This window comes from Streptomyces sp. S063 (assembly GCF_002832675.1).
Classification (GTDB): Bacteria; Actinomycetota; Actinomycetes; order Streptomycetales; family Streptomycetaceae; genus Streptomyces; species Streptomyces sindenensis.
The window spans coordinates 4,024,430-4,041,153 of the sequence record NZ_CP021707.1 but is presented as its reverse complement, the minus strand read 5'-3'; the positions used below and the strand labels follow the sequence as shown (position 1 = coordinate 4,041,153).

The following is a 16,724-nucleotide window of genomic DNA, read 5'->3' as shown; positions in this document are numbered from 1 at the left end:
CCGGACCTGCCTCGGGGGCAGGACCGGCCGCTTCTTCGTGTCCGGGGCCTCGACGGCCCGGGGCGACGTGACGACCGCCGCAGAGGAACTGTGAACTCGGACATGTACGCGACGACGCGACTGGAGCATCATGTGCCCCGGAGAAGCCCACCAGGGCCCCCGGAACACCGCCCCGGCACCGACGGGGCGGCCTAGGCAGCCCGAACACCGAACGAGGCCACCGTGCGCCCACGCACCCGCACCGAGCACCCGCAGGCAGCGGTCACCCGCAGGGTGACGGCCTCCCTGGCCGTGGGCTGCACGGCCCTGCTGCTGGCGCTCACAGCCTGTACGGGCCCGTCCTCCGCCTCCGACGGCAAGAACGGCGACACCCCGCCCCCGGCGCAGGCACGGACCCGGGCGGAGACGGCGAGCGCCCCCGTCCCCCGCGGCACCGGCAGCCGTGTCCCGTACGACTTCAACGGCGACGGCCACCGCGACCTGGTCATCGACGACCTGGTGAAGGCCCCCGAGAACAGCCACGGCGACGACGCGGGCATCGGCATCGTGTACGGCTCCGAGGACCGCGACCGCCCCCTGGACCCGGCCACCCGGCAACTGCTGAGCGCCCGGGCGAACGCGGCGAAGTCCGGCGACACCCTGCCCGCCGCGTTCGACTCCGAGGCCGCCTGCGACCTGGACAGGGACGGCTTCACCGACCTGATCGTCTCGACCGACCCGCCGTACAACGGCATCGGCGCCCCGCCCGTACCGCTCCAGATCCTCTTCGGCTCCCCGCAGGGCCTGACGGGCAAGGCGGTCACCGTACGCATCCCGCAGCAGGCCCGGTTCGGCAACGAGTGGCCCGAGCAGCCGGTCTGCGGCGACTTCGACGGCGACGGCAGGGCCGACCTCGCGGTCACCGCCAGCGCCGGCCAGGTCACCTTCCTGCACGGCCCCTTCACCCGCGCCGGAGCCCCGCGCAGCGCGGAACTGCTGCCCGACGGCGGCCCGTACCTCTACGCCCCCGAGCCCCGGACCGACACCAACAAGGACGGTTACGACGACCTCGTCGCCGCCGCCCGCCCGCACGCCCCCGGACAGGCGGGCAAGGGCACCCTCCTCCTCGGCTCCGCGAAGGGCCCGGCGGGCCCGGGCAGCGCGTACGCGTTCGTCGCGGAGGACCTCCCCACCGCACCGCTGAAGACGTCGGGCACCACCCGCACGACGCTCCTGAACCACGGCGACTACGACGGCGACGAGAGGCCGGACACGGTGGTGCGGACGTACCGGGGCGAGCGCCAGGACCTGATCGCGCTCTACCCGGCGGGTACCACGGACGAGCCCGTCGTCACCTTCTCCACAACGTTGTTCCTCCCCTGAACTCCCCCTCCGGGGGCCCGGGGTGCGGCCCCTAGGGGATGTCACAGCTCGGCCGCAATGGCCCCCCGGTTGCCCCGGCCCCCGCTCCCCGCCCCCGGGGACCAGGTACGTTCGACGGGTGGCTGGATTCAGGATCGGACGCGGCCGGGACAACCGCACCCCGCAACAACCGCAGCAGCAGCGGCAGCAGCCGTACGGAGGGCAGGCACCACAGCCGCCGTACGGTGCTCAGCCGTGGCCGACGGCAGGAGGCCCGGGCAACGGCGCGGCGCCACCGCCGTACGGCCCGCCGCAGGGCGCCCCGTACAACGCGGGCGGCTACGCCCCGCAGGGCCACGGCGGCCATCCCGGTCACGGGGGTGGCGGCCAGGGCGAGCCGGAGTACTTCGGCGACCCGTACACAGCCCCCGCGCCCCACGACCCGTACGCGAACAACCCGGGCCACACGCAGGCGTTCCGCGTCGACGAGGACCCGTACGGCGACGGCAACACCTACCGTGCCGGTGCCGCCCCCGCCCAGCCGGCGGGCCCGCGGCTGCGCTGGAAGGAGCTGCTGAGCGGCATCGTGATGCGCCCGGGGCCGACGTTCTGGCAGATGCGGGACTACCCGGTCTGGGGCCCGGCGCTGATCGTCACGTTCCTCTACGGTCTGCTGGCGCTCTTCGGCTTCGACCAGGCGCGCGAAGAAGCGATCAACGCGACGATCTCGACGGCCATCCCGTACGTCCTGTTCACCGGCGTCGGCTTCGTCATCGGCGGCCTGGTCCTCGGCGCGGTGACCCACACCCTGGCCCGCCAGCTCGGCGGCACGGGCTCGTGGCAGCCGACGGTGGGCCTGTCGATGCTGATCATGTCGATGACGGACGCCCCGCGCCTGCTCTTCGCCCTCTTCCTCGGCGGCGAGAACTCCCTGGTCCAGATCGTGGGCTGGCTGACCTGGCTGGCGGCGGGCGCACTGTTCACGTCGATGGTGAGCAAGTCGCACGACCTGCCGTGGCCGAAGGCGCTGGGAGCGTCGGCGATCCAGCTGATCGCGCTGCTGTCGATCATCAAGCTGGGCACGATCTGAGCGAGTGGCGCGCAGGAAGGCCCCAGGACGCTTCCGCGTTCCGGGGCCTTCCGCACAGGTCCTGACGGGCCCTACGCGTCGAGAACCTGCCCGTCCCGCCGAACGACGGGCTTCTCGACCGACCAGGGGAAGTTGATCCACTGGTCGGTCTTCTTCCACACGTACTCGCACTTCACGAGGGAGTGGGACTTCTCGTAGATGACGGCGCTGCGAACCTCGGCGACATGGTCGACACAGAAGTCATGGACGAGCTTGAGCGTCTTGCCCGTGTCGGCGACGTCATCAGCGATCAGAACCTTCTTGTCGGAGAAGTCGATCGCGTTGGGGACGGGCGCCAGCATGACGGGCATTTCCAGGGTGGTGCCGACCCCGGTGTAGAACTCCACGTTGACGAGGTGGATGTTCTTGCAGTCGAGGGCGTAGGCGAGCCCACCGGCGACGAAGACCCCACCGCGAGCGATGCTCAGCACCACATCGGGCTCGTACCCGTCATCGGCAACGGCCTGGGCGAGCTCGCGCACCGCCCGCCCGAAGCCCTCGTAGGTAAGGTTTTCCCGCACGTCAGCAGCCATGGTCGATCACACCTGGGTCCGATGGAAGTTCTGGAAGGACCGCGAAGCCGTCGGCCCCCGCTGCCCCTGGTAGCGCGACCCGTACCGCTCGGACCCGTAAGGAAACTCGGCGGACGAGGTCAACCGGAACAGACACAGCTGCCCGATCTTCATCCCCGGCCACAGCTTTATCGGCAGCGTGGCGAGGTTCGACAGCTCCAGGGTCACGTGCCCGGAGAACCCGGGGTCGATGAACCCGGCCGTCGAATGCGTCACCAGACCGAGCCGGCCGAGGGAGCTCTTGCCCTCCAGCCGCGAGGCCAGGTCGTCGGGGAGCGAGATGACCTCGTACGTGGACGCCAGCACGAACTCTCCGGGGTGGAGGATGAACGCCTCATCGCCCTCGGGCTCGACGGTCCGCGTCAGATCGGACTGTTCCACGGCCGGATCGATGTGGGGGTACCGGTGGTTCTCGAACACCCGGAAGTAGCGGTCCAGCCGCACGTCGATGCTCGACGGCTGCACCATCGAAGGGTCGTACGGATCGATACGGACTCGCCCGGCGTCGATCTCGGCCCGGATGTCCTTGTCTGAGAGAAGCACGCCCCGAGGATACGCAGAACGCGCGAGCCCGCCCCAACCGGACCACCCGCGCGCCCCTGCTCCATGTCTCTGCGACTACTGCTCGACTACCACTCCGCTACCGCCGACGACTGTTCGTCACGACGACCGACATCCCTGCCGCTACCGCTTCTCGAACGCCACGGGAACGGCCTGCCGCAACCGGGCGCACCGGGGACACCGGATCAACCGCCCCGGCCCGATCCTGTCGGCCCCGAGCTGCTGCATCGGAAACGACGAGGTAGCGAAAACGTGCCCTTCGGCACAGCGGACGACGGTGCGCTCCATCGACTCCATCAAGTCCCTTCCCCAACCACATCTGGACGAGAACGCCACATTAGGGGATGAACGGGACGCCACTCCACGCGGCACTCCGACCACCCACGCTACGCCCCCAACTCCCGCCCATCACACCCCCGTACACACATCGCTCCTCCCCCGACAAATGACAGGAAGGCCCCTCGGCGCATCCGCCGGGGGCCTGGCATGGGGTACAGTATGGAACGATGCAGAGCCGGTGATCGGCATGCTTCGCGGGTGTAGTTTAATGGTAGAACATGAGCTTCCCAAGCTCAGAGCGCGAGTTCGATTCTCGTCACCCGCTCCATGAAAGAGCCCCAGGCCAGCGGCCGGGGGCTTCTTTGTTGTCTGGACCATTTCAGGGGTCCCGCACCAGATCCGCACCAGAAGGCCTCTGATCAGCCTTCTTGCGGGCGGTGCGCACGAGGTCATCCAGCCCGCTCGCGACTTCCTGTTGTCGCTCGAGATCCGAGTGCTGATAGATCAGCGCCGCCTTCTCCGACGACTGGCCGGCGCGGACCATCGTGTCCTTGAGGGTGGCCCCGGATCGGGTGGCCAGGGTGTGACCGGTGTGACGAAGATCGTAGAAGCGGAAGCCGTCCGGCATGCCGATGAGCACACGGGCCCGGCGCCACTTCCGCCCGAAGGTGGAACGCCGAAACGGTTTGCCCTTCTCCCCCACGAACAGCAGTCCGTCCGGGCCCTTCTCGGCGTACCAGTCGAGGTGTCGCCGAAGGTCGGTCCGCAGAAAGGCCGGCAGGACCACGACCCGCTTGCCCGCGTCCGACTTGGTGTCGCCCGGAGCGCGGCGACCGGTGGTCAACTCGGGAGCCGCCATGCGGACCCGGATGGTCATCTCGTCCAGGTCGACGTCCTTACGCCGGAGCTCGGCTTGTTCCTCCGGGCGCATCGGACCGTATGCGCCGAGGTAGACCATCAGCCGCCAGCGGGGCCCGAGAGCATCCGCGAGCGCGTCGACCTGGGCGACGGTGGCGATCTGACGTTCGGCGGACGACTCCTTACCGGCGCCCCGGATGCGGCAGGGGTTGCGGCGGATCAGCTCGTCATCGACCGCGGTTTCCATGATGGCCTTGAGCAGCCGGTAGGCCTTGGCCACGGTCGTGGCTGCTCCAGTGGACGACAGCCGCTCGGTTCGCCAGGTACGGACACGGGGTGCGGTGATCTCGTCGACGTCCAGGCCCTCGAAGGTGGGCAGGAGGTGGAGCCGCAGGAGACGCCGGTACAGCTCATCGGTGGTGGCGGAGAGACCGCGCTCGTCCACCCACTGGAGGGCGTAGTCCTTGAAGTTCACCGCCCCGGCGTCCGGGTCCTGCCAGTTGCCGCGCGTGAGGTCTGCCTCGATCTGGGAGAGCCAGACTTCGGCGTCCTTCTTGGTGTCGAAGGTCTCGGGTGCTCGGAAGTCCTGTCCGTCCGGGCCCAGGTAGCTCGCGGTCCAGCGGCCGGACCTGTACTGACGGACGGCACCGAAGCGCCGGCGGCTTCCCTTGGCGTTCCCCATCAGGCAGCCCTTCCGTAGCGGGAGCGGCGACGGCGGATCGGCTCGACGGTGTTCCCCTCGATGTACGCCTCCAGGACGCTCGCCTTGATGCGCACGTGGCTGCCGACCTTGACGAACGCGATCCGGCGTTCGGCGATGAGGCGGCGCGGGAAGCGTGCGGTTGTGCCGAGGCGTTCGGCGGCTTGGTCGACGGTGAGCAGGGGGTCAGTCACGACCGGTCTCCTTCCAAGGCGAGGGCTTCGCGGGCGGTTTCTCGGTTGAGTTGCAGGTCTCTGGCGATCGAGGCGGCGAGGACGGATTCGCCGGGGCTGTGGCCATGTCCGGCGTACTGCCAGTCCGTGAGGACGAGGACGGTCGGGTCTTGGGCCGGGTCGGGGAGGCCGAGTTCTTCGCGCTGCTGGGCGGCGCGGTAGTCGGCGCGGACCTGGCGGAGTGCGCCGAGGGTGGTGGAGTAGCGGCGGGACTTGGAGGAGAAGTGGCCGCGGAAGCCGAGCATGTGAGCCCAAGCCCGCAGCCGCCGGTCGGGGTAGAGCGGGTCGAGGTCGAAGCAGGCTTCGATGAGGCGGCGCGGGTGGTCGGGTACGTCGAGGAGGACCAGGGCCTCGCGGTTGCCGACGCGGCGGTCGATGGTGCCGGTCGTCTCGGCGGCCTTGGTGGCGTACTTGGCGACGTAGGAGGCGACGGCCTGTTCGGTGATATCGGTCCCGGCGTCGAAGGCGCGGATGGGGCGGATGTCGAGCTGGGTTCCCCAGCGCAGTGGGCGGGTGGGTTGGCCGGCGGCGGCCGGGACGGTGATGGTCGTGTAGGCATGCGCGGCGGCGGCGCGGATGGAGTCGTCGAGCAGCTGCACGGAGGCCCAGGAGGGTGGCGGGCTGTCGGGTCCGTCCGGGCCGTCGAGGCGTATGACGGCGTGGAAGTGGACGGCGCCGCGCTTCTGGAACTCGGCGACCTTGCCATAGGAGACGCGTGCGGTTTCTTTGAGTTCGCGTTGGGTGAGGCCGGCGCGGGCGGCGATCTCGCGGCGGAGGCGGTTGGTGAAGCGCTGCCACAGGTTCCCGGCGTGGTTGTTGAAGAGGACCGCTCCCGCGTAGTCGTACGTGTCGGGGTCGAGCGGGGTGCCGAGGGTGTCGTCGTCGGGGCGGTGGGTAGTGCCGCAGCGGCAGCGGCCGGTGTCGGGGCGGTTGTGGACCGGGCCGAACGACGGGGCGGTGAGCGTGGCGAAGACGCGGGGATGGTCGCGAACGGTGGCGGGGACGCCCTTGTCCTGGTCGCCCGCGAGTCCAGCGCGGATCAGATGGTAGGTGTCGGCGGAGTAGATCCAGGCGCAGGCCGGGCAGCGGGAGGCACGGCGGTTGCCGCAGGCGACGCGGAGCCGTCCGCCGGGCTCGGTGTCGGTGGAGTAGCGGTGCAGGGTCTGGCCGGTGGTGCGGTCCTTGGTAAGGGTCCAGCCGGAGAGGTGGATGGGGTTGGAGCAGCCGCCGGTGCGGCGGATCTGGTCCTGCCAGCGGTCGTAGCCGGTGGACCCGGCCACCCGCAGCAGGTCGCCGAGGGTGGCCGGGTCCAGGCCCGTGAGGATCGTGTCCGTCACGCGTGCTCCCGCTGGACGACCGGAGCCGGGGCCGCGGTGGTGCGGGTGGTGCCGGTGCCGTGGCAGGGGCGGCAGGTGACGGTGAGGGTGGCGCGGGTGCCGTCGTCGAGCAGGGTGCCGGTGTCGATGGCGACGGCGGGGAAGCCGTCGCAGTCCGGGCAGATGCGCGTCGGGACAAGGGTGTGCTGGGCCATGATGGTGGTCCTTTCGATTGCGGTTGGAAGGGGCCGGACCGTCCGGGCGGCGGCGATGCTTGGCGGCTTGTGCGCCGTCCGGAGGCCGGTCAGAGTGCTGAGATCAGCGGTTGAGCGTGCGGGGGCCGCGTCGGCCTGACGTTCCCTTGGCCGCGTACATCGCGCTGTCGGCGGTGGCGAGCGCGTCGGAGAGGCTGCGGACCGGCAGGTCTTTCACGTGGCAGGAGCCGACCGATACGGAGACCGGGAGCCGACGCCCGGCGTAGGCCACGGGTTGGTTCAGGGCGCGGTGGAGGCTCTCTAGGTCCAGGTCGGGGGCCTGGCGGGCGATGGCGACCAATTCGTCTCCGCCGAGGCGTCCGGCGATGCCGTTGCGGCCGCACCAGGCGGCGAGGCGTTCAGCGGTGACGACCAGGGCGAAGTCCCCGGCGGCGTGGCCGTGGGAATCGTTGAGGTTCTTGAAGTCGTCGAGGTCGAGCAGCAGGACGACGGCGTCCCGGTGCCGGCGGATGATGCGCTCGGCGAGGGCGGTCCATCCGGCGCGGGTGCGCAGGCCGGTGAGGGGGTCCCGGCGGGCGGTGGCGAGCCGGTGGGTGAGCAGGGCGGTGTGCGAGGCCCAGCCGATGAGCGGTAAGGCGAGGGCGAGCGCTTGCGTGTCCACGGTTCTCCTTCGATGCGGTTGGAAGGGAGTGCGTGGGCCGTCCGGGCAGTGGCGATGCTTGGCGGCTTGTGGCACCGCCCGGAGGCCGGTCAGCGGTGCTGGTTGTCGGAGGCGATGAGCGAGCGGATGACCAGGGCGCAGATGGCGACGGATGCGCCGGTGATGGCGACCGCGAGGAGCATCGAGACCAGGACCGCGCCGACGACCAGGACGACAGCCGCCCCACCACCCACGAGGGCGAGGACGGAGCCGGGCGTTAGCTGGACGGTCGGCCGAGTCGTAGGGGGCTGGGTAGCCAGCGGGGTGGGGCTCTGCGGGGTGTGCTGGAGCACGGTGGTCGGCTCGATGAGGGCCGGCGGGGTGATGAGGCCGGTGGGCTGGGGCATGGTGGGGACCTCGGGCTTGAACATGGTGGATCTCCCTTCGCGGACGGTTACTTGGTGACGGTGTCGATGGCGGGGGCGAGGAAGCTGTCCGCGAGGAGGTAGCCGCCCAAGAGCAGGACGGCGACGAGCCACAGCGGCGGGCGGATGAGCTTGATGCCGAGAGCGCCGACGACGATCAGGGCGAGCCAGAGCGGGACATCCACGGGTGGGTCTCCTATCGGGCGGTGCAGCGGTGGGTGCGGGCGGCGAGCTGGGCGGCGCTTTGGCTGGAGTAGTCGGCGGACCAGCCGCAGCGGTCGGCGCTGCAGACGGCGGCGTGTTTGGTGTGGCCGTGGCGGTCGCGGTGGGTGCCGATCTGCACGGGGCCGATCCGCATCACGGAGTGGAAGTGGTCACGAGCGGGCATGGCGGAGGTTCTCCCTTCTGGTCAGGCGAGTTGGGCGGCGATGGTCTCGGCGAGCTGGGGCGGGACGCCGAGGCGGGCGCGCAGGGTGTCGGTGTCGATCCGGGCACCGGTGCGGGCGTGGTGGTCGTCGGCGAGCTTGCGGGCGTGGTCGACCAGCGCGGCCGGGACCGACGGACCAGCCGGAGCGACGGGAGCGGGAGCGAGTGCCGGGACGTCCTCGGCAGCCGCGGCGATGGGCTCAGGCTCCGGTCGCAGAGCGGGGGCGGTCTCTCGCTCGACTTCCGGAGTGGGCTCCGGGGCTGCGGGTGCCGGCGGAACCGGCTCGGGCTCCGGCTCCTCGGTGGTGTGGGAGTGGGCGAGGAGGGTGCCGCCGAGGAAGGCGAGGGCGGGCCATCCCGCGATGCCGAACCGCAGCCAGGCCGGCGGGTGGGCGAGGTCGAGGAATCCGGCGGTCGCGACGTTCGCGCCGAGCGAGGCGAACAGCGCGATCAGGAACCAGCACCAGGCCAGCCGGGACGGGCCCTCACTGCGCAGGCGTCGCCAGGCGGCGACCAGGAGCAGGTCCACCGAGATGGGGTAGGCCCAGGCTTTCCAGCCGTCCTGTCCGGCGGCGGCTGCGAGGTCGTGGAGGTGGGCGAAGGACAGGGCACCTGCGATGACGGCCTGGACCAGGACGGCGTCCACGCGGAAGGCGGGGCGGGCCATCAGACGCCGCCGATGGGGTCGTATCCGGGCGGGAACATGCCCGGCGGCGGCTCCGGAAGCGATACGGCCAGGGACGGGCCGATGGTGTCGATGAAGTCGTCATCGGCGCCGGGGATCTCGGCGTACAGGGCCAGGGCGCCGAGCATCAGCACGGTGCGGTGGAAGTCCTCGATGTGCTCACACATGGGATTCGCTCTCCCTTCCTTGAGGCATGGAGCGGGTAGGGACCTGGCGCGATGCGGTCGCGCCAACCGGCGGTGCGGGGAGACGTCAGGCTGTGACGGAGGCAGGCTTGGCGAGCGGCTCGGAGGCCGGGGCCAGGGCACCCACGACGGGCCGGAAAGCCGCGAGGACGGGCAGGTCCGGGGTGCGGTCGGCGTACCGGTTGCAGACGTTCACGGCCGTACGGAGCGAGGTGTGCGGGGCGCGGATGCGGGCCCAGCCGCCGGAGGAGTCGCCGGTGACGGCGATGCCGGGTGTCTCGGTGGGGATCTGGATAGCGGCCAGGACAGCGTCCGGGGCGATATCGCCGAAGGCCATGTTGGCGGAGGACTCGTCATTCACGCGGTGTGCGGTGCGGCCGGTGAGCTGGGCGCGGAGCATGGTGATGCCCTTGCCGAGTTCGGAGCCGAAGCGCTGTCCGCAGATCTCCAGGTAGATCCCGGCAGCACGGCCGAGCTGGGCGAGGCGGACCAGCGCGGTGATGATCCGGTCCCGCCGCTTCTCTTCGTCCTTGGACGCGAACAGGGCCAGTTCGGCGACCTCGTCCACCAGGACCACGACCGGCACCGGGCGCAGGTGTTCGGGCAGGTCCCAGATGTCAGCGGCTATTGCCGCGTCCGGCACGTTCACCGTGATCCGCTGTTCAGCCCGGATCAGTTGGTAGACGTCCTCCATGTGCAAGACGAGCGCATCGAGGAGGTCCAAGGCGGTGTCAGGGTTGTCGGCGAGCGCGGAGAACCGGCGAGCCAGCGGAAAGAGCTCGACCCCCTGCTTGCAGTCGATCCCGACCAGCGCGACGTCCATCGGCGCGAGGCCGGCCACCAGGTTGCGCTGATAGACGGACTTCCCCGACTCGGTGGCACCGAGGGTGAGCCCGTGCGGCACGGCACGGTAGTCGCGGTAGTGGACTGCACCGTCCTCGCGTAGGGCGACCGGGACCCGCATCGGTGCCGGGTCGATCTTCGCGGGCATCTGTACCCGCTTGAGGACGTCGTAGCCGGTCATGCGTACTTCGACGACGCCTGAGCGCAGTTCGCGGGAGGTCACGCCGTACATGCCGAACGAGTGCCGCAGCCGGTCCGAGGCGGCGGAGACGTCGAAGGCGTCCTGACCGGGGCGGAGCTTGAGGCGGAGCACCAGGCCGGTGCGGGTGGGGTGGACGCGCAGGATGCGCGGGGCGCGGGACTCCGGCACGGGCCGGTTGGTCATCCGGGCTAAGGCCAGGCGCCAGCGGGAGGGCGGGACGGTCAGTCCGCACGCGTCCATCACGGAGACGTAGCGGACCAGAACCCGCACAGCGGCGAGGACCGCGCCGAAGGCCAGCCAGTACGAGGCGGGGCGCCGCCACCGCAGGATCACTGCGGCAGCGACAACCAGCACCAGGGCGACCGTGAAGCCGGTCATGATCAGGCCGCCTTCGAGGCCGAAGCCGCGTTGGCGAGCGAGGTGACCGCGACCGCGCGGAACGCGATCCCGTGCCGCTTCTGCCCGTTGAACTCGTTCTCCCACGCCGAGGCGACCAGCCCCGTCAGCGCGACCGGGGTGCCCATGGCCAGGTCCTCGGAGACGCCCGGCTGGGGGACGGTGAGCTTGAGGATCTCCACCTCGTCCGGCGTGGAGAACATGACCTCCACCGTCATCAGCGTCACGCCGTCCTTGTCCAGCGCGATCTCACCGGTACGGCGGTCCTTGACCTTCGGCTGCGGGGCCTTGGCGACCATCACGGTCGCGTTCGTGGTGTCGACGGGAATCTGACGCACAGCAGATCACTCCTCTGTAGGTGCCCAACTCTGTCACTCATGTACATGAGTGACATGAAGAAGAGTGCAGCACTCCTGTACATGAGTCAACCCGCTGCGAAGAAGAAATCGCAGCGGGCTGAGGTGAGTTGAGTGCGCGTCAGTCGGTGGCGGGGATCCTGTAGCTGAAGACGAACTGGTCAGCGGCCATGAGGGTGTCGCAGACCTCGACCACGCGGCCCTCTTCGGTCACGGCATCTCGGATGAGGTGAACGACCGGGGATCCGGGGCTCAAAGCGAGTTCGGAGGACTCCGCCTTCGAGGCCGGCCGCGCCTGGAGAGTCTCGACAAACTCTGCGAAGACATGGCCGTCGTCTTCAAGTCGGGCGTAGATCCCACCGGGGCCTGGGTTCTCAGAGAACAGTTCCGGGATGTCCTTCACGACGTCCCACGGCAGGTAGGACGTAGCAGTCTCGACCGGCGTGCCGTTGCGGAAGTAGAGGCGGCGACGGGCCAGCACCTTGGCTCCAGGATCCACGCTAAGGCGTTCCGCGACGTCGTCGGGCGCGTCGGCCGGGCCGATGAACAGCACGCTTACCTTGGCAGTCGCCCCGGCCTGCTCCGACTCCGCGAGGTAGGCGGCCTTGCCACCCTTGCGGTGCGAGCGCCGGAACCGGTCCGAAGACCGATGACGTACCGGAGGCCGAGCCTTTACCAAGGACCCCTTGCCGTGCCGGGTCTCGACCAGGCCACTCGCGCGGACCTCCACCATGGCCTTGCGGATCGTGCCGCCGGATACGCCGTAGCGGTCGACCAACTCGGACTCACTCGGCACCATGTCACCAGGCTTGAGGACACCTGCCCGGATCTGCTGAACGATCTCGTCGGCGATCTGAACGTACCGAGGTACGGCCCTGCCACCTCCTACTGCTGTTCCCATCGACCTACTCACTCTCCTATGCTCCTGTACATGAGTAACAGCGCCCAAGAAGCCCCGTCAACGCCGAAGCACAGTGTGTCCGTGGCGGGGGCTGTCGTGCGCGAGGACGGCCGACTCCTGGCGATTCGCCGCGCGGACAACGGGACATGGGAGCTGCCGGGCGGAGTGCTGGAGCTGGAGGAGTCCCCGGAGCAGGGCGTCAGCCGCGAGGTCTGGGAAGAGACCGGCATTCACGTCGAGGTCGACGAGCTCACGGGCGTCTACAAGAACACAACGCGCGGCATCGTCGCCCTGGTGTTCCGGTGCAAGCCATCAGGTGGCCTGGAGCGAACATCTGCAGAGTCGACGGCAGTTGACTGGCTAACGCCCGAAGAGGTCCGCGAGCGAATGGCCGAGGTCTACGCGGTCCGCCTGCTCGACGCGTTGGACGGAGCAGGTCCTCACGTCAGGAGCCACGACGGCCGACACATCCAGGGCGAGTGGGCATGACCGGGAAGAGTGAACTCCCCAGACCCAGGCCACTACATGAGCTGGACACGGTGCACGACTTCCTTGACGACGTGCGCCTATGGCCAGGCATGTACTTGCGAAACCGCTCGATCTTGGACCTCTCTTCGATCCTGTACGGGTACAGCGTCGCCTGCAAGATCCACGGGGTTCCGGCGGTGACAGACTTCGATCAGCTCGGGCCGTTCAGCGAGTGGCTCTGGCCGCGCCTTGGCATGCAGCACTCGAGCCTCGGCTGGGAGGTCGAGATCAGGCGGGCAGCTGAAACAGCTGGCACCCCGCCCCTGGACATGTTCTTCAGCCTCTTGGACGAGTTCCGCGCCGAACGCGACGACGCCGAGCAAGACACCGTGCGGTAAGAGTTTCTCTACTTCATCAAGACCCGCGCACGGCGCGGGCGCGCGCCGCCTCAGCGGCGCGGCCTGCCTCTGTCTTCGCCCCGGCTGGCCGCGCCCGGCGGCGCGCTACGTGCGGCGGGCGGAAGCGAGGAAGACCTCCGCGGCTCAAGGACATGCCTCCGGCGGGGGCGCTCAGACTCCGGGATGGGAGGGGCGCCGTTTGCGGGTGCCGGCGGATTCGTGGTGAGCGTGGTGGGGGCTCCCATCCCGACCACCTTCGACCCAGGCAGAGCCGAGCAGTCGTGGCCCAGGGCGTCAAGGTCGTTCGTACAGTGGCGCGCTCCACCTTGACGCCCTGCACCACGCCCGCTCCACGGTGTGTGGGTCGAAGGCGGACGGGATGGGAGCTGGGGGTGAGCTGCCGGTTGGGCTGGTGGCGTGCGCTCACGACACGCCGCGCAGCAACAGCGGTGTTTCCAAGCCTGGTTGTCAGCGCCGGACGCTACTCTTATAAAAACGGCCCCTCACTTGAGGAGCCCTTCTTATAAGCCGCGCAGGAGGCGTACGTGTCCCAGGTCGTCCCGTTCAGGCATGACGAGCAGGGTAATCACGTCCAGCAGCTCGCCGAACTAGGCCTTAGAGCTGAGTACTTCGACCGCACCGTTCGTCTTGGGGAGGACGCTCGAGACGGAGCAACCCAGGATGACGCCAACAACGCGCCAGGGACGCTTGACTACCTCGCCCGCGTAAGGACACTGCGGGAAACCCTTCGGACCGAGGAAGGCTGGCTTCGGCACGATCCGCAACAGTCACCTCTGTCCGTGAACCCGGACAAGACGGTCGCGATCGGGGTCCTGTTGGGTGACGCTCGCACCGGCCTTCCCGGCAACCCGCAGCCCCGTAGCCACCGGCCGGCGGGAGTAGCCAAGGAAGCGCTCGTGGCCCGAAACCAGGACCTTGCGCTCTTCCCGCTCCCGCCGGAGCCCCCGAGGCGAGGCGAGGTCCGGCTCAATGACGATGAGTACGCCCGTTTGGCAACCTGGTACCTCCTCACCTACCGCTACGAGGCGCGCGAGCGCGGCACCGTTGAGGTCCGAAGCGAACTCTCCCTGCCCAGTAGCATTGGCCCGCGCGGCAAGATCGACGACTGGAAGCAGAGGATCCTTCTGCCCACCATCCGATTCAAAAAGGTGTTCGACTACGCTGACGGTGCCACCGACTTCGACGTGCCAGTCGAGGAATGGTGAAATAGGACAAACGACCACTTACAAGGATGGCGAGGGCAACATGATCTCATCCTCGCGCATCGCGGTCGCCCGAAAGAGGAGAGGGCTCACGCTTGCGGAGCTTGGCGACCTGGCAGATGTAAGCGTCCAAAGTCTTTCAAACTATGAGCGAGGGCGGACAGAGCCCACTAACGAGACTCTGTCCCGCCTGTCGTCGGCATTGAGGTTCCCGGAATCATTCTTCCGGGCGCCAGAAATTGATTTCATCCCGCCCGAAAATGTCTCCTTTCGGGCGCGAAGCAAGCTAAGCGCCGGACCTAGGGACGGAGCGCTCGCCGCAAGTCGGCTAGCCCTAGAACTTAATAACTGGATAGAGCAGCGATACAAGCTGCCAGAGAATAAGCTTCCCAGCTTGGGGCAATTCGATCCGGAAACCGCGTCCGAGGTCTTGCGCGCGCGATGGGGGCTCGACAGTGCCCCTATTTCAAACATGATCCACCTACTAGAAGCCCATGGCGTCCGAGTCTTTTCTTTGCCACCGGAATACAAGGACGTGGACGCCTTCTCGATGTGGCGAGATGGCACCCCTTTCGTATTTCTCAACACTCTAAAGACCCCGGAGCGCGGCAGGTTCGATGCCGCTCATGAGCTGGCGCACTTGGTCCTACATGGGGAGGAGCACTCCCTGGTAGGCCCACAAGCCGAGAGGGATGCGAACGCCTTCGCCAGCGCATTCCTTATGCCTAAATCGAGCATCGTGGCAAGGATGCCAAAGACACCGATGGTCTCACAAATCGTGAAGGCAAAGAGCATCTGGATGGTCTCCGCCATGGCGTTGACCTACAGGTTGCACGAACTCGAAATGTTGTCGGACTGGCATTACAGGCGAACTTGCATCGACCTCGGAAAGCGGGGGTTCCGCACGGGCGAGCCAAACGGGCTTCCCGCTAGGGAAAAATCTCAACTCCTCGAAAAAGTTTTCAGACTAACTCAGGCCAAGAATACTAATCTTCGCGATCTGGCCCAAGAGCTGCATGTAAACGCCGAAGAGTTGAGCAGTTGGGTATTCGGCCTAGTTTTCACCATCCGAAGCGGAGAAAAGCGCGACTCGGGGTATCTTGAGACTGAAAGGCCACGACTTTCCCTCGTTCAGTGAGGAACCGTGTCACGTCGTGGGGTGCGCAGCGGTCAGACAAGGGCCATCGCCGGGCTGCCCGGTGGGGGAGGGGGGACGGCCTCCATTAACCCAAATCACCGGCCCGAGGCTGAATCACCAGTGATTCCCAAGCTCAGAGCGCCCGCCCGCTCCGTGAGCGCCAGGAGTCAGAGAAAGTCCCGCCAGAATGTGGCGGTCGCTCTCGGGTTCCAACTCTCGTCGACGTCGCCCCGTGCCTCGTTGAACTCCTGGTGCATGTAATCGACCAGGTCCTGCCCGTAGTAAATGATGTCGGTCTGCCACATCGAGAGCACGGGATGCCCGAAGCTTCCCTGGCCGGCGGGAAGGTACCGGTGGGCGTACACGGGCACCAGCACCGGCACTTCTGCAAGACGGCGCCGCGCTGTGGCCAGGGCGGCTAGATCATCGCCCGGTCGCTCGCCCCATGGCCGGTACCAGAAATCGTTGTGCTCGATGTCGAGGAGAACACCCTCAACGGGCCAGCCCAACTGATCGCGCAACCTGTCCGGATCGCCGCTGCGCCACTCGGGCCAAGGCTTGTGCCAGGTCTGGCCATCCTCGGGAGCAACGTTGATCGGAAGGCCCGCCGCGAGGAATGCTCGGTGATCGTCCGCGAACTGGAACCCGTACTCCCGCTCGATCCGCGCAAACTCAGCGTCCGTCAACCCCGGCTCGAACTCATAGAGGTTTGTCTGTGCCAGGCGACGCGCGGCCTCCGCGCCAAGGCGTGCTCCCTCATTCATCATCGCCGCACACTAGTGTCACGGCAGCCTTCCGTCGCCCGAGTTTTGCCCGGTCCAGCACTCCAGCAAGCCTCCTCAGGGTGCTGCGGCTTTCCAAGCTCAGGCGAAGGGTGAGATCCGCCGTCCCGCCAAGTGCTCAAGGGTGGCTTTAACGCACGCATCGGCGGACGACAGGTCAACCCGGAAGAACCCCTCCGCCCCCAGAGCGCCGCCGGAGACGATCACCATCCAACGCTGCCCTTGTGTGCGCTCACCATCAGCCTTGAAGACCACCGAGCATCCTTGCTCGGCCAACCACTCCATCAGCTCCACGACGTCCATGACCGCCCCCCTCCCAAGCCCGTCGAGGACGAACCGTAGCGCACCAGATTGGCACCAGAATGACCGGTCAACAGCGGTCACCACGAGCCACTCAGGCACTACTCAGCTCACGTTAGATTGAGTCGTTTCCCCAGTTCAGGGCCCTCTTC

Annotated in this window: 23 protein-coding genes and 1 tRNA gene; 7 read left to right on the top strand and 17 right to left on the bottom strand. The window is 68.2% G+C overall.

The window, feature by feature from the left end:
• The first annotated feature begins 222 nt into the window (after positions 1 to 222).
• Complete coding sequence (locus tag CCZ36_RS18605; protein WP_128818166.1) at positions 223 to 1,362, top strand: FG-GAP repeat domain-containing protein; 1,140 nt, start codon at positions 223 to 225, stop codon at positions 1,360 to 1,362.
• Positions 1,363 to 1,480: 118 nt separating this feature from the next.
• The gene (locus CCZ36_RS18600; RefSeq protein WP_069737616.1) at positions 1,481 to 2,431 is read left to right on the top strand and encodes a Yip1 family protein; all 951 of its coding nucleotides are present in this window, start codon (positions 1,481 to 1,483) and stop codon (positions 2,429 to 2,431) included.
• A 71-nt stretch (positions 2,432 to 2,502) separates the two neighbouring features.
• On the opposite strand, the gene CCZ36_RS18595 is transcribed toward CCZ36_RS18600, so the two are convergent.
• Together CCZ36_RS18595 and dcd are read right to left on the bottom strand one after the other, a co-directional pair.
• Complete coding sequence (locus CCZ36_RS18595; protein ID WP_006126277.1) at positions 2,503 to 3,003, bottom strand: phosphoribosyltransferase; 501 nt, start codon at positions 3,001 to 3,003, stop codon at positions 2,503 to 2,505.
• A 6-nt stretch (positions 3,004 to 3,009) separates the two neighbouring features.
• Entirely contained in the window at positions 3,010 to 3,585 is a 576-nt protein-coding gene (gene dcd / locus CCZ36_RS18590) for a dCTP deaminase (RefSeq protein ID WP_006126276.1), read from the bottom strand.
• Positions 3,586 to 4,136: 551 nt separating this feature from the next.
• Between dcd and CCZ36_RS18585 the strand changes: the two genes are divergently transcribed.
• Positions 4,137 to 4,210 (top strand) — tRNA-Gly (locus CCZ36_RS18585).
• A gap of 51 nt (positions 4,211 to 4,261) precedes the next feature.
• Here the strand turns inward: CCZ36_RS18585 and CCZ36_RS18580 are convergent.
• The 13 genes from CCZ36_RS18580 to CCZ36_RS18520 all read right to left on the bottom strand — a co-directional run bounded on the left by CCZ36_RS18580 (position 4,262) and on the right by CCZ36_RS18520 (position 12,263).
• The gene (locus CCZ36_RS18580) at positions 4,262 to 5,422 is read right to left on the bottom strand and encodes a tyrosine-type recombinase/integrase (RefSeq protein ID WP_206515746.1); all 1,161 of its coding nucleotides are present in this window, start codon (positions 5,420 to 5,422) and stop codon (positions 4,262 to 4,264) included.
• Entirely contained in the window at positions 5,422 to 5,634 is a 213-nt protein-coding gene (locus CCZ36_RS18575; RefSeq protein WP_030876196.1) for a helix-turn-helix domain-containing protein, read from the bottom strand. Before CCZ36_RS18575 ends, CCZ36_RS18580 begins: the two co-directional genes overlap by 1 nt.
• Positions 5,631 to 7,010, bottom strand: coding sequence for a replication initiator protein RepSA (gene repSA / locus CCZ36_RS18570; protein ID WP_128818165.1), 1,380 nt, complete (start codon positions 7,008 to 7,010; stop codon positions 5,631 to 5,633). Before repSA ends, CCZ36_RS18575 begins: the two co-directional genes overlap by 4 nt.
• A complete protein-coding gene (locus CCZ36_RS18565) occupies positions 7,007 to 7,204 on the bottom strand; it encodes a hypothetical protein (protein ID WP_128818164.1) in 198 nt (65 codons plus the stop codon). Before CCZ36_RS18565 ends, repSA begins: the two co-directional genes overlap by 4 nt.
• 103 nt (positions 7,205 to 7,307) lie before the next feature.
• Positions 7,308 to 7,865: a GGDEF domain-containing protein gene (locus CCZ36_RS18560; protein WP_128818163.1), complete on the bottom strand. Its 558-nt coding sequence runs from the start codon at positions 7,863 to 7,865 to the stop codon at positions 7,308 to 7,310.
• A gap of 89 nt (positions 7,866 to 7,954) precedes the next feature.
• Entirely contained in the window at positions 7,955 to 8,275 is a 321-nt protein-coding gene (locus CCZ36_RS18555; protein WP_128818162.1) for a SpdD-like protein, read from the bottom strand.
• Positions 8,276 to 8,298: 23 nt separating this feature from the next.
• Positions 8,299 to 8,454 (bottom strand): hypothetical protein, encoded by a 156-nt coding sequence (locus CCZ36_RS18550; RefSeq protein WP_098899167.1) that lies wholly within the window; start codon positions 8,452 to 8,454, stop codon positions 8,299 to 8,301.
• A gap of 11 nt (positions 8,455 to 8,465) precedes the next feature.
• Positions 8,466 to 8,657: a mobile element transfer protein gene (locus tag CCZ36_RS18545; protein ID WP_030876212.1), complete on the bottom strand. Its 192-nt coding sequence runs from the start codon at positions 8,655 to 8,657 to the stop codon at positions 8,466 to 8,468.
• Positions 8,658 to 8,678: 21 nt separating this feature from the next.
• On the bottom strand, positions 8,679 to 9,362 hold the full coding sequence (locus CCZ36_RS18540; RefSeq protein WP_128818161.1) for a DUF2637 domain-containing protein: 684 nt from the start codon (positions 9,360 to 9,362) through the stop codon (positions 8,679 to 8,681).
• Positions 9,362 to 9,547, bottom strand: a complete 186-nt coding sequence (locus CCZ36_RS18535) for a hypothetical protein (protein ID WP_030876218.1) — start codon at positions 9,545 to 9,547, stop codon at positions 9,362 to 9,364. Before CCZ36_RS18535 ends, CCZ36_RS18540 begins: the two co-directional genes overlap by 1 nt.
• A gap of 85 nt (positions 9,548 to 9,632) precedes the next feature.
• Entirely contained in the window at positions 9,633 to 10,988 is a 1,356-nt protein-coding gene (locus tag CCZ36_RS18530) for an FtsK/SpoIIIE domain-containing protein (protein ID WP_128818160.1), read from the bottom strand.
• Between the two features lie 2 nt (positions 10,989 to 10,990).
• Positions 10,991 to 11,344: an SCO3933 family regulatory protein gene (locus tag CCZ36_RS18525; RefSeq protein WP_030876223.1), complete on the bottom strand. Its 354-nt coding sequence runs from the start codon at positions 11,342 to 11,344 to the stop codon at positions 10,991 to 10,993.
• A 139-nt stretch (positions 11,345 to 11,483) separates the two neighbouring features.
• Entirely contained in the window at positions 11,484 to 12,263 is a 780-nt protein-coding gene (locus tag CCZ36_RS18520) for a GntR family transcriptional regulator (protein WP_128818159.1), read from the bottom strand.
• An 18-nt stretch (positions 12,264 to 12,281) separates the two neighbouring features.
• Here CCZ36_RS18520 and CCZ36_RS18515 point away from each other — a divergent pair, with 18 nt between their 5' ends.
• The 4 genes from CCZ36_RS18515 to CCZ36_RS18500 all read left to right on the top strand — a co-directional run bounded on the left by CCZ36_RS18515 (position 12,282) and on the right by CCZ36_RS18500 (position 15,490).
• On the top strand, positions 12,282 to 12,752 hold the full coding sequence (locus CCZ36_RS18515; protein ID WP_164873525.1) for an NUDIX hydrolase: 471 nt from the start codon (positions 12,282 to 12,284) through the stop codon (positions 12,750 to 12,752).
• Positions 12,753 to 12,802: 50 nt separating this feature from the next.
• Positions 12,803 to 13,129, top strand: a complete 327-nt coding sequence (locus CCZ36_RS18510) for a hypothetical protein (protein ID WP_128818158.1) — start codon at positions 12,803 to 12,805, stop codon at positions 13,127 to 13,129.
• A 545-nt stretch (positions 13,130 to 13,674) separates the two neighbouring features.
• Entirely contained in the window at positions 13,675 to 14,355 is a 681-nt protein-coding gene (locus tag CCZ36_RS34805) for a hypothetical protein (RefSeq protein WP_164873524.1), read from the top strand.
• A 40-nt stretch (positions 14,356 to 14,395) separates the two neighbouring features.
• A complete protein-coding gene (locus tag CCZ36_RS18500; protein WP_164873523.1) occupies positions 14,396 to 15,490 on the top strand; it encodes a helix-turn-helix domain-containing protein in 1,095 nt (364 codons plus the stop codon).
• A 167-nt stretch (positions 15,491 to 15,657) separates the two neighbouring features.
• Here CCZ36_RS18500 and CCZ36_RS18495 read toward each other — a convergent pair whose 3' ends face one another.
• Positions 15,658 to 16,257 carry a hypothetical protein gene (locus CCZ36_RS18495; protein ID WP_128818155.1) on the bottom strand — a complete coding sequence of 200 codons (600 nt, stop codon included), beginning with the start codon at positions 16,255 to 16,257 and terminating at the stop codon, positions 15,658 to 15,660.
• A 96-nt stretch (positions 16,258 to 16,353) separates the two neighbouring features.
• Entirely contained in the window at positions 16,354 to 16,575 is a 222-nt protein-coding gene (locus CCZ36_RS18490; protein ID WP_128818154.1) for a hypothetical protein, read from the bottom strand.
• Positions 16,576 to 16,724 lie beyond the last annotated feature (149 nt).

Bases quoted from the DNA above. Each gene is read 5' to 3' on its own strand.
- CCZ36_RS18500 (WP_164873523.1), top strand. From the start codon at position 14,396: ATGATCTCATCCTCGCGCATCGCGGTCGCCCGAAAGAGGAGAGGGCTC.
- CCZ36_RS18530 (WP_128818160.1), bottom strand. From the start codon at position 10,988: ATGACCGGCTTCACGGTCGCCCTGGTGCTGGTTGTCGCTGCCGCAGTG.
- CCZ36_RS18495 (WP_128818155.1), bottom strand. From the start codon at position 16,257: ATGATGAATGAGGGAGCACGCCTTGGCGCGGAGGCCGCGCGTCGCCTG.
- CCZ36_RS18555 (WP_128818162.1), bottom strand. From the start codon at position 8,275: ATGTTCAAGCCCGAGGTCCCCACCATGCCCCAGCCCACCGGCCTCATC.
- CCZ36_RS18595 (WP_006126277.1), bottom strand. From the start codon at position 3,003: ATGGCTGCTGACGTGCGGGAAAACCTTACCTACGAGGGCTTCGGGCGG.
- CCZ36_RS18515 (WP_164873525.1), top strand. From the start codon at position 12,282: ATGCTCCTGTACATGAGTAACAGCGCCCAAGAAGCCCCGTCAACGCCG.
- CCZ36_RS18580 (WP_206515746.1), bottom strand. From the start codon at position 5,422: ATGGGGAACGCCAAGGGAAGCCGCCGGCGCTTCGGTGCCGTCCGTCAG.
- CCZ36_RS18540 (WP_128818161.1), bottom strand. From the start codon at position 9,362: ATGGCCCGCCCCGCCTTCCGCGTGGACGCCGTCCTGGTCCAGGCCGTC.
- CCZ36_RS18545 (WP_030876212.1), bottom strand. From the start codon at position 8,657: ATGCCCGCTCGTGACCACTTCCACTCCGTGATGCGGATCGGCCCCGTG.
- CCZ36_RS18535 (WP_030876218.1), bottom strand. From the start codon at position 9,547: ATGTGTGAGCACATCGAGGACTTCCACCGCACCGTGCTGATGCTCGGC.
- CCZ36_RS18490 (WP_128818154.1), bottom strand. From the start codon at position 16,575: ATGGACGTCGTGGAGCTGATGGAGTGGTTGGCCGAGCAAGGATGCTCG.
- CCZ36_RS18520 (WP_128818159.1), bottom strand. From the start codon at position 12,263: ATGGGAACAGCAGTAGGAGGTGGCAGGGCCGTACCTCGGTACGTTCAG.
- CCZ36_RS18565 (WP_128818164.1), bottom strand. From the start codon at position 7,204: ATGGCCCAGCACACCCTTGTCCCGACGCGCATCTGCCCGGACTGCGAC.